Origin of the sequence: Thalassotalea sp. PLHSN55 (assembly GCF_052030545.1) — a bacterium.
Taxonomy (GTDB): Bacteria; Pseudomonadota; Gammaproteobacteria; order Enterobacterales; family Alteromonadaceae; genus CANMXU01.
In genome coordinates this window covers 1-13,776 of the sequence record NZ_JBPDIH010000018.1, presented here as the reverse complement: position 1 = coordinate 13,776, position 13,776 = coordinate 1, and the positions used below count along the sequence as shown (strand labels likewise).

The window sequence follows — 13,776 nt, the reverse complement described above, 5'->3', positions numbered from 1 at the left end:
ATCAACCCAGTAGCGATGGACGAAGGTTTACGCTTCGCTATCCGTGAAGGTGGCCGTACTGTAGGTGCTGGTGTTGTTTCTAAAATCATGGACTAATTCCTGATTTAGATTAACATCTAATCCTTAAAAAGGTCGCGCAAGCGGCCTTTTTTGTACCTGTAATTTGAGTTTGAGTTTGGAATGTTTGTTTGGTTTTGGTTTTGGTTTTGGTTTTGGTGCTGGTGTTGTATCGCTATACCTAAAAGAAGGCATGGACTAACTCCTTATGTAGATTAACATCTAATCCTTAAAAAGGTCGCGCAAGCGGCCTTTTTTGTGTCTGTAATTTGTGCCTGTAAGTTCTGTCGAGATTTGAGTGTATGCTTGGGTTAGCTGTTGGTGTTGTTTCGCTATGCCTAAAAAAAGGCATGGACTAATTCCTGATGTAGATTAACATCTAATCCTTAAAGAAGGTCGCGTAAGCGGCCTTTTTTTTGTCTTAGTTTTGAGTGTATATTTTTTAGCAGAAATGTTGGCTTTTAATTGGTTAGGTGTAGTTATGCTTAGGAAATGTGATGATACGTAGTTTCTTAATAATCTTTTTTGGTCAAATACATTAATAAGAAAGTGCGTTTTTTAGCTACCCATGCAGGTCAGGTAAAAATAACCTAAGCTTTCTTGGTGTTAAATAAAAATTTCGACATAAGTTATTGCAATTTTTTTAGCGAAAATTCTGTCTACTTTATCGAGATGATGCTATCTATATGCGTTTATATCACCTAATAAAATTTCATCAGGCAATGACGCTTAATTGACTGAATAACGGATCTATCATTAATGAACATTAAATCGTGGCTATTTACTCTAATACTTATCGCACTTATCCTTATTGCCGTATTTCAAGTGAAGTTAAATCTTCTTTTTCCGGCAGAAGTGGAGCAAGGGCCGCAATATGAGCCGGTTTCTACAATTGAAGCTATCGATGTGCAGTTAACTGCATTTCAAAATACGGTACAGGTCAATGGCGAAATAAAAGCGGTACAAGAAGTCAGCCTTAAAAATCAGCTTTCAGGCCAGATCACAAAATTGGCACTAGTTGCCGGTAGTGTCGTTAAAAAAGGTGATATTTTAGTCACACAAGATATTGCCAGTGAACAAGCAAATTTGCTTGCAGCAAAAGCTAAGCGAGTATTAGCAGAGCAAACTTTTGCTCGTTATCAAAAGTTAGCTGACTCTAAGGAAATTAGTGAAGAACTAGTCGATCGTGCCAAGGCTGATGTTGCAATTGCTAAGTCTGAAGTGATGCAGCTAGAGTCTGTGATCGACAAAAAGGTGATACGTGCCCCGTTTGATGCCTATGTGGGTATTCACAACCTAAGTGAAGGGCAATACCTTGACGGTAATACTACGTTAGTTGACCTTATCGGTTTAAATGAATTTATATGGTTAGAGTTTGCTTTACCACAAAATTACGAAGAGGTAAGTGTTGGCAGCAAGGTGCAAATATCGACAATTGATGGTAAACAATCAGTACCGGCTGAAGTGATTGCAATCAACCCTATTCTGGCTGCGCAAACTCGCCATTTAGTTTATCGCGCAAAAGTATCACTGGCCCAACTGTCGCTTAAACCTCATACCCTGGTAAAAGTGACAGTACCTGTGAAACAAATCGAACAACGCATTGTTATCCCTGACCTTGCATTAACACAAGACCATCTTGGCGAGTACGTTTTTATCTTAACGGCTGAGTCGGATAACTTTTATCGTGCTAAGCGCACTGCGGTTAACGTATGGCAAAAAAGTCAAAACAAAGTCGTTCTAAGTTCTGGCTTAGTGGAAGGTGATAAAATAGCAACTACTGGCGCATTTAAACTGCGTGATGGCGCAAAAGTTACCATTAACTCGATTGCTAAGGGTGAAAAATAACTGATGGCTCATGACATGAAGTTTAAAGCAAATGTGATGGACATATTTGTTCGTCGTCCAGTACTGTCAATTGTACTGTCATTAGTCATTTGTATTTCGGGTTTATGGTCTGCCACCGGCATTCCTGTGATCCAATTTCCTCAGATGGAAAGCTCATCTTTAGTGATTGATACTTACTATGTTGGGGCGTCAGCAAAAACCGTGAAAGGTTTTATCACCGATCCGATTGAGCGTGTGGCCTCAACCATTCCCGGGGTTGATTATGTAGACTCAGTCACTACTGCGGGAAGTTCAAAAGTGACTGTTTGGTTAAAGCTAAATCACAGCAGCACTGAAGCTTTAGCCGAGATAAACACTAAATTAAGTCAAATACGCTATGAATTACCTGCAGGAGCTCAAGATCCAAGTGTCTCTGTGGTGCGAACTGATAGAACCTTTGCTGCATTTTACTTAAATGTTAACTCTGCTGATTATGAAGCGTCAAAAGTGAGTGACTATTTAACTCGCCAAGTCTTACCGGTAATGAGCAATATCGAAGGTGTGCAACGAGTACAGCTCGAAGGAGGGCGAACACCTGCGATGCGAATAAACCTGCACCCAGATAAAGTTGCAGCATTTAATTTAAGTACTAACGAAGTCTTTCAAGCCCTACAACGTAACAATACCATTGCCACCTTAGGTTACAGTGATAATAGCCAAGAGCGAATTGATATCGTAACTAACTCGCAACTGTCGACACTAGCAGAGTTTAAGCAACTTGTTATCAAGAAAACAGGCGGGCAAATTGTTTACTTAGAAGACATTGCAGACATCGAATTAGGCGCTGAAGAGGCCAACGTTACTGCGCGCATTGATTTAAGGAACACAGTTTATATTTCGGTTTGGCCACTGCCGGGTGCCAATGAAATTAGTATTGGTGATGCGTTATATCAATCGGTAGATGAAATTAACGCGAGTTTGCCAGCAGGTATGGAAATTGAATTTGCCTACGATGGCACGCTTTATATGCGCGACGCGTTAAAAGAAATTATTATTACCTTACTTGAAACGGTATTAATCGTTGGTTTAGTCGTTTTAATACTAATGGGCTCATTTCGTAGCGCTATGGTGCCACTTGTGACCATTCCTATTTCAATTCTTGGCGCAATTAGTGCCATGTCGATGATGGGCTTTTCACTTAATTTACTCACAGTGTTAGCGATAGTTTTATCCGTTGGACTTGTCGTTGACGACGCAATTGTCGTGGTTGAAAACGTTGCTCGTTATATGCGTCAAGGTATGAGTAAAACACAAGCCGCCTTGCAAAGTTCAAGACAATTGTTAGTGCCGATTATTTCGATGACGTTAACACTTGCTGCGGTTTATTCACCGATTGGCTTTTTGTCAGGATTAACCGGCATGCTCTTTAAAGAATTTGCTTTTTCTCTGGCAATTGCGGTGATTTTTTCAGGGATTGTTGCATTAACCTTATCACCGGTAATGAGCGCCTATATTTCACCTAAAGATGGTGAAGAAGGCAGTATGACTAAACAAGTGAATAGCGTTTTTATGCGCATACAATTAGCTTATGAAAAACTGCTTGGCTACGTATTTCAAGTTAAAGCGCAGGTCGCAATTGTTGCGGTGGTTTTTACCTTATTAATGGTGCCATTTTATTTGTTTTCGGCAAAAGAGCTTGCGCCAATTGAAGACCAAAGTCAGATTATCATCATAATACAGTCACCACCGCAGTCGTCGCTTGCCTATAACGAACGCCATAATGAAAAAATGACCAAGCAATTATTAACCATCGATGATACGACTGACATGTGGGCGGTATTATTTCAAAGTGGCGGGTTTGGCGGCTTAGGTTTTGTTAAACCTTCCGAACGCGACTATCCTGTTAGCTCGGTTGTGCCGCAAGTGTATATGAATTTATCCGCCAACTCAGGATTAGATTCCTTGCCTATTTTGGCGCCGTCGTTACCAACCGCAGGTCAGTTTGATGTTGAAGTTGTACTTAAGTCGCCTGAAAGTTATGAAGCAATGAAACCTTATGCCGATCAACTTGTACAAGCAGCATTTGCCAGTGGCATGTTTTTGTTTGCCGACTCTGATCTAAAAATAGACTTGCCACAAATAGAGCTATCTATTGATCGCACTAAAATTGCCGACCTTGGTTTATCTTTTGCGGAAATTAATCAGCAATTAAGCGTATTTTTATCGAGTAATTATGTTAATCGTTACGATGCCAATGGCAAAGCCTATCAAGTGATCCCTATGGTTAATAACAAAGTAAGATCTAATCCGGAAGATATCTTGTCGTTAACGGTGAAAACACCTAATGGTGATTTTGTGCCGGTTTCAAGCTTTGCCAAAATTAAATGGATCACCGGTCCGCGAAAACTATCAACCTTCAGTCAGCAAAACTCAATAAAAATCTATGGCGGTGTTTTACCTGGCGTTACTAAAGAAGATGCTCTAGCTTTTATGGAAAACCAAGCTAACGAGCTATTGCCGCAAGGTTACCGGTTAGACTATGCAGGTGAGTCTCGACAAATACGCAAAGAAGGTAATACCTTAATGAGCGTTTTATTAGTGTCACTGCTCATTGTGTTTTTTATATTGGCGATTCAATTTAACAGCTTTAGAGACCCGCTAGTGGTATTACTTGGTTGTGTGCCGTTGGCATTATCTGGTGCGCTGCTACTACCTTTTATTGAATTAACCACTATCAATATTTATTCGCAAATAGGGTTAATCACCTTAGTGGGGCTAATTGCCAAAAATGGTATTTTGATCGTTGAGTTTGCTAATCATGTGCAAGAGCAAGGTTGTAGTAAGCTGCAAGCGATAACAGAAGCGGCGACTACCCGATTACGCCCAATTATGATGACGACAGCAGCGACGGTTTTTGGTCATTTACCTTTGGTATTTGTTACAGGGGCAGGGGCAGAAGCACGAAATAGTATCGGCATCATCCTCGTTGCCGGTATGTTAATTGGAACAATTTTTACATTAGTCGTACTACCTATTTTTTATCTCTGGTTAGCCGAGCGCAGAGAGAAAATTGTTTTCACACCATCCTAAATAGCCTCTTAACTAGAGGGCAGTGGATAAAACTGCCCTCTATACCCAATCTTAGTAATATACATTTTAGTTACATCACCGCTTGTAAAAAGGCTTTACTGTAACTAATTGTACGTACGTACTAACTGTCATAAAACTGAAATATAGAAAATCTACACTGCGCGCATTGAATTAAGCGGGTAGTTACTTTGTTCATTTTAATCGTTACTACTCATAAAAGTTAATAATGTTGTATTGGCCTAAAAGCCACCTAAAGGTAAGAACATTTTATGAAGTTTAGTAAATTAGTATTAATTGGCAGCGTAGTTTTAGCGGCTATTTCAGCAAACACTACTTTGGCGGAAGAATTCCAATGGGAAGATACTTGGGATTACGCCAAAATTATTGATAAAGACGAAGACGGTAACTACCTAAGTTACTCTGGTCGTTTGCATATGGACTCAGTATGGTTTGACGGCAACCAAGGTAACCATGAAGAGGTGTCGTTTCGTCGTTTACGTTTTGGTTTTAAAGGTAAATATGGCGCATTTACTTCAACCTTTGAAGGCGACTTTAACTTAAACAATGAATTTGGTGAGTTTTATAACCGTATTACCGATGCCAAAGTAGACTGGCGCTTTAGTGACAGCGCAAAACTGACCTTATTAAAGCAAGGTGTTGGTTTTACCATGGACGGCAATACTTCTTCAAAACGTCTACTAACGCCGCAGCGTAACAACATATCCAATAACTTATGGTTCACCGCTGAGTACTTTACTGGTGTTGCCTTAAAAGGCAGTACTGCGAATAACTGGAACTACAAAACCGGCATTTATTCAACCGATGGCTCTGATGAAATTGGGGTTACGGAAGCAAGCTACTTTGCCAATGCGTCTGTGACCAAAAACTTTGGTAAAACTGAGCTGTTTGATAAAAGCAAAGTCACTTTTGATTATATCTACAACGATGAACATGAAGACGCCAATACCCGTGATTTTTCAAACGTTGCCAGTTTATACTCTCATATGTCAAAAGGTAAGTTCGACTTAGCGGCAGAAGTGGCTTACGGTAAAGGCTCTTTTGAGCAAAGCGATTTATGGGGCGTAGTGATCATGCCTTCTTACCGTCAAACTGAAAAAACAACTTGGGTATTGCGTTATACTCACATCGACAGTGACGGCGCCAATGGTATTCGTTTAGGCCGTTATGATAATGACATTTCAGCAGAGCGTGGCGACAAGTACGACGAGCTGTATGCCGGGGCAAACTGGTATTACAATAAAGATAAGTTCAAGCTACAAATGGGGATGCAGTACACCATTATGAACGATGAAGATGGTGTGGTTGGTGATTACGATGCATTAGGTGTATCGGTTGCATTTCGTGCTTATTGGTAATATTAAGCTAAATCATAAAACTAGCTAAAATTTAAACGGGAAGTGGCGTTAAGCACTTCCCGTTTTTTACTTGATCGCACTTATGTTAAATAATGATTATTAACAGCTGGTTGAATGAAATATACACTTTAACAGCGGCTCTGTGATACTGCGCCTGTTTGACTATTTTTATCAAGCACTCCGCTGTAACGGGTTAATACTAATGCAGCTAATACGACGATGGCACCTACAGCTGGCGTATTCATTAAACCATGCGTTTCAACTATCAATCCGCCTGCCCAAGCGCCTATTGCAATTCCAACATTAAAAGCGGCGATGTTAAGGCCTGATGCAACATCGACAGCATCTGGGGTATATTTTTCAGCTAGCTTAACCACATAAACTTGCAAGCCAGGGACATTACCAAAAGCAAATGCCCCCCAAACTAAAATTGTCATTACTGCTGTTACAGGGTTATAAGCCGTAAAACTTAACATCATTAATATCGCTGCTAGGCCTGAAAAAATAATAGTTAATGCTTTAATCGGGCCTAAGCTGTCGGCCATTTTTCCGCCCCAAATATTACCAACAGCCACAGACACGCCATAGACAAGCAGTATTAAACCTACAGCGCTAGCTTCAAAACCACTAACTTCATTAAGAATAGGGGCAAGATAAGTAAACACGATAAATGTGCCTCCATAGCCAATAGCGGTAATGGCGTAAACTAACAGCAACCGCGGGTGAGTTAACACTTTCAACTGCGTAGCTAGGCGAGTGGGTTTTGCTTGTTTTAAGTTATTAGGTACTAAAATAGCGCTACCAAGCATGGCCATTAAACCTAAAATTGAAACCGTTAAAAACGTTGCTTCCCAGCCAAACTCTTGGCCAATATAGGTACCCAAAGGAACACCTGTTACTAAAGCAACGGTTAGTCCGGTGAACATTATCGCAATTGCACTTGCGCCTTTTTCTTTAGGCACTAAGCCGGTTGCAATGGTTGAACCGATAGAAAAAAATACCCCGTGAGCTAAACCTGTTAGTATTCTGGCGACAATAAGTGCTTCAAAGCTTGGAGCTTGCCAAGCAACCAAGTTGCCAATGACAAATAACCCCATGACCGATAACAAAACCTTTTTTCGATTCCATTGGCTGGTCAAGGCGGTCAATACGGGAGCACCGATAGCGACGCCTAAGGCATAAAGGCTTACCAGTAAACCTGCTGACGGTATTGATACTTGTAGATCTTGTGCCATCGTTGGCAGTAACCCAACAATGACAAATTCAGTTGTTCCTATGGCAAAAGCGCTCAGCGCTAAAGCAAGTAATGCGAGTGGCATCATCATCTCCAAAAATTATTTAAAGGATGAAGTTAAGTGGTTTAAATAAACCGCTACTTCTATTTGTTGGCGTCATTATTAACTGCTAAACTTTTGTAATAAATAGTGCTATTTACAAAATACTATTGTTAAAAATGAGGTTAATTTGAATTTAAAAACCAGATCAGATGATTTAGAGCTGTTATTAGCGGTGATTGAGTTTGGCGGTTTTTCTGCCGCTGCTGATGCACTTAACATTCAAGTTGCACGTATCTCGCGTTCAGTAAACAAAATTGAAAAAGCGCTGGGCACATCAATTTTAATTCGCACCACCAGACGAATAATGCTGACCGAGGAAGGAAAAAAATTTATTGAAGCGGTTAGTGTTGGCTTAACGCATATTCAACATGCCGAGGCGGCTATTGCTGCTCAAGGAAAAAGCCCTGCGGGAAAACTACGTATTGACGCGGCTAGCCCTTTTATCTTTCATCAGTTAGCCCCTCATATCAGTGAGTTTAATCAGCTATATCCGAATATTGATGTTGAACTTAATTCTTCAGAAGGGTTTGTTGATTTAATTGAAAAACGTACCGATGTGGCAATAAGAATTGGTAGGCTTGAAGATTCAAGCTTACATGCCAAAGCGTTAGGCAAAAGCGAACTTTATATTGTTGCCTCGCCTGAATATATTGCCCAAAATGGTTTACCTAAAAGTCCGACTGAGCTGAATAATTACAGTTTATTGGGTTTTTCAAATATCAAAGCACTGAATAAATGGCCGGTCAGAGGTTTAGAGATAATAACCCCTTCAATAACCGCAAGTAATGGCGAAACCATTCGGCAACTGGCCTTATCGGGAAATGGAATAGCTTGCTTGTCTGGCTTTATGATCAACAAGGATATTGCGACAGGCAAACTGATGACACTGCTCGATGCATATCGAATAAAAGGTACCGATAGGGAGTTAGTGAATGCGGTTTATTATCAGTCTTCGGCTGTCTCGGAACGAGTTACAGCATTTGTCGACTTTATCAAACCAAGGTTAACATTATAACTAGGGGCTGTTGATCTTTCGTGTTTATTTTTGCTGCAGTTTATCGGTATTTAGACAAAGCATTGCGATTGCTATGTGGTTATTCCACCTGAAAGCGCAATAATGCAGTATAAATGCCTAGAAACGCAGCCTTTGGGGTTCAACTAAACGCTATTGCTTCATCGTTGTTTACAACTTACATGGAGCAACCATGCTGTGTTGTTCACACCTTGAACAAAAAGCGTTTACGTTGAACAAAATTTAACCTCGAAAGTTCAACAGCTCCTAACCTTGGTTATTACTTTAGCTCTTACTTTAGCTCTCTCATGGCTCTAGCTGGCGGCTGTCATAATCTCTTCAATTTGCTCTTCAAGCTCAAGCCATTGCATTTCAACTTCTTCAATATCGCCTTTAAGTTTTGCTTGCACTTTTAATAGCTCGGTCAGTTTAGCTTTGTGCTCAGCTTGGTAAATTTCGCTATCGCCCAAAGTAGTTTCAACTTGCTCTAACTCACTTTGCCACTTGTGCATTTGCTTTTCTAGTTTGTCTGCTTGTTTGCGCAGCGGTGAGGCTTTTTTACGAAGCTCGGCTTGTTCGCGGCGTTGCTGTTTTTTATCTACCGTTGGCTCGCTGCTAGAGGAACTTGATTTTGCACTTTGCGCGGTAAATTTTTTATCGTCGTTTAACCATTGCTGATAATCGTCAATGTCGCCGTTAAATTCTTGCACTTGGCCGTTAGCCACTAAGAAAAACTCGTCAACACATGACTCTAATAAGTAGCGGTCATGGGCAATGAGAATAATGGCTCCTTCAAAGTCTTGCAGGGCAAGTACTAAGGCTTGACGCATTTCTAAATCAAGGTGGTTAGTCGGTTCATCGAGTAATAATAATTGCGGTTTTTCTAATACAATAAGTGCTAATACTAAACGCGCTTTTTCACCACCCGACATATTGCCAACTGGCTCTAGTGCTTGGTCGCCACTAAAACCAAAACGTCCTAAAAAAGTACGTGCTTGCGGTTCGCCGAGCTCAGGTTTGGCGCGCAAAATATGCTCAGCAGGGCTGCTAGAAAAATGCAGTTGCTCTAATTGGTGCTGAGAAAAATAACCGATTTTTAACTCTTGTGCGCAGTAGCGCTCACCCGCTTGCAAGGCAAGTTCGCCGGCGAGTGATTTAATGAGGGTTGATTTCCCCGCGCCGTTTCTACCGAGTAAGCCTATACGACTGCCCGGTACTAATGTTAAGCCAACTTCATCTAAAATAATGGTTTCTGGGTTATAACCACATTGGCTTTCTTTTAGTGCCAGAAGCGGATAAGGCAAGCTTTCTGGCGCTTCAAAACTAAAAGTGAATTGGCTGTCGACATGTGCTGGTGCAAGTTCAGGTAGTTTCTGTAAACGCTTTAAGCGACTTTGTGCCTGCTTAGCTTTACTGGCTTTGGCGCGAAAACGATCAACAAACGAGGTTAAGTGCGCGACTTCTTTTTGCTGCTTTTGAAATTGTGCATCTTGCTGAGCCAAATGTTCTGCGCGCTGGCGTTCAAAGGCGGTGTAATTACCGCTATAGAGCTTGGCTTGTTGGTGTTCAATATGCAAAATTTGGCCAATGACATCATCAAGAAAATCACGATCATGTGAAATCAGTACCAAGGTACCATCAAAGCGTTTTAACCAACGTTGTAGCCAGATCACCGCGTCTAAATCTAAATGGTTGGTTGGTTCATCAAGCAGTAATAAATCAGCGCGGCTGATCAGGGCTTGGGCTAAGTTTAAGCGCATACGCCAACCACCGGAAAACGCTTTGACTGGATTAGTTAATTGGCTTTGCAGAAAACCTAAACCATGCAATAACTCACCTGCGCGTGCCGGTAAGCTATAGCCGCCAATCGCGTCAATTTTATTAATGATGATCGCTTCTTGGTTACCGTTATCTTCGGCTCGTGCTTGTTCAAGTTGTTTTTCAAGTTGGCGAAATTCTTTGTCGCCATCCATGACATAATCAAGCGCCGATTGCTCAAGCGCTGGCGTTTCTTGTTTTACCGTCGAAATTGTCCAGTTAGCCGGTAAGGTAATGCTGCCGGCATCAGGCTGTAAGTCTTGTAAAAGTGCTGCAAATAATGAGGATTTTCCACAACCGTTTGCGCCAACTAGGCCAACTTTATGATTAGGATGAATAGTAAAGCTTGATGCGCTGATCAGGTTTTTTGCGCCGCGGTCTAAGCTTAAATCAGTGGCAGATATCAAAGGGAAATCTCATTAAATGTGTAAAGGCGCTATTGTCGCTTTTCCATAGGGGGTTATTCAAGGTAAAATACGCCCAGATACGAATGAAATGAAGAATTAATGTGAAAAAGCGATTTATAGCAGGCGCGGTGTGCCCAAAATGTCAGGCGATGGATACCATGGCATTAACCAAAGAAAATGATGTCGAAAAAGTTACCTGTGTTAGCTGCGGTGAACAAATGTCGCAACCACAAGCGCATGTTGATAAAGCGGTACGTCAGCATGAACAAGTGATCGGTGTCTTTAAGCAAGAATAGACTTTTAACTAAGTCTTCTTGCTTTGCAGAAATTCGGGTGGTAATTAAGGCTTAGTTGGTTTTTTTAATAGCTGCTTTAGGCTAATAGTGCGGTGGCGGCGGCTCTTGTTCAGCTTTACCACCTTCTAGTGGATTATGGTCTTTAATGCGCTCTGCTACCAATTTTAATTGGGTTTTCAATTCAGATATTTGTGCTTGATGAATAGCAAGCTCATGGTTGAGCTGCTCGATAACATCGTCTTGAAAGGCATTTCTCGACTCTAATGCTTCAATATGTTGCTCTATTTCACTAAGCGATTGGGTTATTGGTTTATCTGCCATAATTCAGCATATCCTGACGAGCTTTGGGTAAGTATGTGGCTATTATCGCGAAAAGCAACGCTATACACAACCGCACCAGCAGGTCGAATGTCATCTCTTGGGCTGACACGAAAACTTGAGCGGCGTTCGCCTGAGCTAATATCCCAAACACTAACCTTACGTGTTGGCGCGCCAGTAACAAGTAACTGGCCATCTTTCGAAAATTGCACTGAACTAAACACTTCTTGGCGATTGGTATATTTTAAGCTACTGACGAGTTTGCCGGTTTTTAGATCCCAAATATGGGCTTGTTTTTTACTGTCTGCGGTAAAAGCATAACGCCCGTGGTGATCTAAGGCGACTTTGGTCACTCGGCTTGGGTGATTAAAACGGTAAATAACTTGCCCTGATTGTGTATCCCATAAATAGGCGACAAAATCATTACCACCAGATAAGGCGATGCGTCCATTTGGTAGCATATCTACCGAATTTATTTTTTCACTATGGCCTAAAAATTCCAAGCGTCTTCCCGTGGCTGGCGTCACATGCACCACAGTACCATTGCCTTTACCAATTAAAATAAAACGACCATCGTTGGCAACGGCAATATCACGAATACTCGATTCACGCACTCGCCAGTAACCTTCAGACTGACCAGAGGTTGCATTCCATAAAGCAAAATTTTCACGACTTGCGGTTAATACATGTGAATTATTGTCGGCGATATCTATAGCAAGCACTAGATTATCAGCACTGTCTTGTTGTTGGCTCCATTGAAACAATAAGGCGTTTTTTTCAAGATCCCACAAACTAATGCCATGATGAATTGACGAGCTGGCGCTAAGTTTGCCGTCGTTAGCAATATCGGCGGCGTAAGCTCCTTCAATGGCGTGTTGCCATTTTTGTAAAGGTTGTTGACCACTAGGTTGGCATGCGCTTAAAAGCAACAAACTTGCAACGGCAAACAGGGTCAAAAATGTCGATTTTCCAACACGCACAATAAGGTACTTTTTTCTTAGAAGTCGTACATTTAGTATATACCTAAGCCACATAAGATTGCGAGTAACAGATGAGGACACATTTAATTTCAAAAACTTTACAGAACGGCGGTTGCAATTTATTTTGGAATCAGTATTCTGTGATGCCAGTATATTGTACTGATGTTGTTAACAATTCGTGCTCATAATAATTGATGAGCAATAGCGACATAGTATCTCACTAACTTTCAACTGATGATTAAAGACAACTTGTGGATTTTCTCCTACGGGTTTGTATTTATGGAGAAATGAATGAAATTTTTAAAACCAACTTTAGTGGCTATTGCCCTAGTATCGGTATTTGGCTGTCAAGAAGAAGTTAAAAAAGAAGAAGTTAAAGCACCAGTAGCACTAGAAACTGAAGTTCAAAAACAAGCATACGGTTTAGGTGCATCAATTGGTATGTACATGGAACGTAACCTTGAAGAGCAAGCTAAATTAGGTTTATCACTTGAGCAAGACCTAATTGTTCGTGGCTTTATTGAAAGCATCGACGGCAATTCAGTAATGACTAAAGAAGAAGTACAGTCAGTATTAGCGTCGTTAGATCAAACTATGCAAGCTAAGCAACAAGAGCAAGCAGCTGTTGAAGCTGAAGCGAGCTTAGCAGAAGGTCAAAAATTCTTAGAAGAAAATGCTAAGAAAGAAGGCGTTCAAGTCACTGAATCTGGTATTCAGTACCAAGTATTAACAGAAGGTGAAGGTGCTAAACCAGTAGCGACCGACACTGTAACTGTACATTACAAAGGTACGTTCTTAAACGGTGAAGAATTTGATAGTTCTTACAGCCGTAACCAACCTGCAGTTTTCCCATTAAACCGCGTAATTGCTGGTTGGACTGAAGGTGTACAGTTAATGTCTGTAGGTTCTAAGTACAAGTTTACTATCCCTTCAGATTTAGCTTACGGCCCAGCAGGTAATCCACCACGTATTCCTGGTAACTCAGTTTTAGAATTTGAAATTGAATTATTAGACATTCAGCAGCCACAAGCACCAGCTGAAGTAGGCGATAAGTAAGTTTAACCACTTAGTTAACGTTAGAAATTAGAAATTAGAAATGCCGTTACTGTTGCCAGTAACGGCATTTTTTATTAGCCAAATAAAACTGATTAATGAATATAGGTTAAATAAAACGGGTTAACTAGAGCGTGTTGATCTTTGTGGTATGAATTTAGTCCAATTTAAACGCTTTCTGATCGCGGCACTAACTTGAAGGCAT

11 protein-coding genes are annotated in these 13,776 nt (G+C 40.9%); 7 read left to right on the top strand and 4 right to left on the bottom strand.

All coding sequences use genetic code 11. From position 1 onward, the window contains the following. The 4 genes from ACRRSQ_RS20380 to ACRRSQ_RS20365 all read left to right on the top strand — a co-directional run. Window positions 1-96: hypothetical protein (locus ACRRSQ_RS20380; RefSeq protein WP_440877608.1), on the top strand; the 96-nt coding region annotated here is incomplete at its 5' end. Window positions 97-816: 720 nt separating this feature from the next. Beyond that, entirely contained in the window at window positions 817-1,905 is a 1,089-nt protein-coding gene (locus ACRRSQ_RS20375; protein ID WP_440877618.1) for an efflux RND transporter periplasmic adaptor subunit, read from the top strand. A 15-nt stretch (window positions 1,906-1,920) separates the two neighbouring features. Further along, the gene (locus ACRRSQ_RS20370) at window positions 1,921-4,974 is read left to right on the top strand and encodes an efflux RND transporter permease subunit (RefSeq protein ID WP_440877617.1); all 3,054 of its coding nucleotides are present in this window, start codon (window positions 1,921-1,923) and stop codon (window positions 4,972-4,974) included. 269 nt (window positions 4,975-5,243) lie between these two features. Next, complete coding sequence (locus ACRRSQ_RS20365) at window positions 5,244-6,350, top strand: porin (protein ID WP_440877616.1); 1,107 nt, start codon at window positions 5,244-5,246, stop codon at window positions 6,348-6,350. 128 nt (window positions 6,351-6,478) lie between these two features. Here ACRRSQ_RS20365 and ACRRSQ_RS20360 read toward each other — a convergent pair whose 3' ends face one another. Next, window positions 6,479-7,669, bottom strand: coding sequence for an MFS transporter (locus ACRRSQ_RS20360; protein WP_440877615.1), 1,191 nt, complete (start codon window positions 7,667-7,669; stop codon window positions 6,479-6,481). Window positions 7,670-7,814: 145 nt separating this feature from the next. Between ACRRSQ_RS20360 and ACRRSQ_RS20355 the strand changes: the two genes are divergently transcribed. Continuing rightward, the gene (locus ACRRSQ_RS20355; protein WP_440877614.1) at window positions 7,815-8,702 is read left to right on the top strand and encodes a LysR family transcriptional regulator; all 888 of its coding nucleotides are present in this window, start codon (window positions 7,815-7,817) and stop codon (window positions 8,700-8,702) included. Window positions 8,703-9,013: 311 nt separating this feature from the next. Here the strand turns inward: ACRRSQ_RS20355 and ACRRSQ_RS20350 are convergent, their stop codons facing one another. Next, the gene (locus tag ACRRSQ_RS20350) at window positions 9,014-10,924 is read right to left on the bottom strand and encodes an ATP-binding cassette domain-containing protein (RefSeq protein WP_440877613.1); all 1,911 of its coding nucleotides are present in this window, start codon (window positions 10,922-10,924) and stop codon (window positions 9,014-9,016) included. A gap of 101 nt (window positions 10,925-11,025) precedes the next feature. On the opposite strand from ACRRSQ_RS20350, the gene ACRRSQ_RS20345 reads away from it, so the two are divergent. Then, window positions 11,026-11,220, top strand: a complete 195-nt coding sequence (locus ACRRSQ_RS20345) for a YheV family putative zinc ribbon protein (protein WP_440877612.1) — start codon at window positions 11,026-11,028, stop codon at window positions 11,218-11,220. 81 nt (window positions 11,221-11,301) lie between these two features. Here the strand turns inward: ACRRSQ_RS20345 and ACRRSQ_RS20340 are convergent, their stop codons facing one another. Then, the gene (locus ACRRSQ_RS20340) at window positions 11,302-11,541 is read right to left on the bottom strand and encodes a SlyX family protein (RefSeq protein ID WP_440877611.1); all 240 of its coding nucleotides are present in this window, start codon (window positions 11,539-11,541) and stop codon (window positions 11,302-11,304) included. Continuing rightward, window positions 11,523-12,518, bottom strand: coding sequence for a WD40 repeat domain-containing protein (locus ACRRSQ_RS20335; RefSeq protein ID WP_440877610.1), 996 nt, complete (start codon window positions 12,516-12,518; stop codon window positions 11,523-11,525). Before ACRRSQ_RS20335 ends, ACRRSQ_RS20340 begins: the two co-directional genes overlap by 19 nt. A 291-nt stretch (window positions 12,519-12,809) precedes the next feature. Here ACRRSQ_RS20335 and fkpA point away from each other — a divergent pair, with 291 nt between their 5' ends. Beyond that, on the top strand, window positions 12,810-13,574 hold the full coding sequence (fkpA, locus tag ACRRSQ_RS20330) for an FKBP-type peptidyl-prolyl cis-trans isomerase (RefSeq protein WP_440877609.1): 765 nt from the start codon (window positions 12,810-12,812) through the stop codon (window positions 13,572-13,574). The last annotated feature ends 202 nt before the right edge of the window (window positions 13,575-13,776 follow it).

What these genes read in the sequence shown, in the direction of transcription:
- ACRRSQ_RS20370 (WP_440877617.1), top strand. Translation starts at nt 1,921, where the DNA reads ATGAAGTTTAAAGCAAATGTGATGGACATATTTGTTCGTCGTCCAGTA.
- ACRRSQ_RS20365 (WP_440877616.1), top strand. Translation starts at nt 5,244, where the DNA reads ATGAAGTTTAGTAAATTAGTATTAATTGGCAGCGTAGTTTTAGCGGCT.
- ACRRSQ_RS20375 (WP_440877618.1), top strand. Translation starts at nt 817, where the DNA reads ATGAACATTAAATCGTGGCTATTTACTCTAATACTTATCGCACTTATC.
- fkpA (WP_440877609.1), top strand. Translation starts at nt 12,810, where the DNA reads ATGAAATTTTTAAAACCAACTTTAGTGGCTATTGCCCTAGTATCGGTA.
- ACRRSQ_RS20360 (WP_440877615.1), bottom strand. Translation starts at nt 7,669, where the DNA reads ATGCCACTCGCATTACTTGCTTTAGCGCTGAGCGCTTTTGCCATAGGA.
- ACRRSQ_RS20340 (WP_440877611.1), bottom strand. Translation starts at nt 11,541, where the DNA reads ATGGCAGATAAACCAATAACCCAATCGCTTAGTGAAATAGAGCAACAT.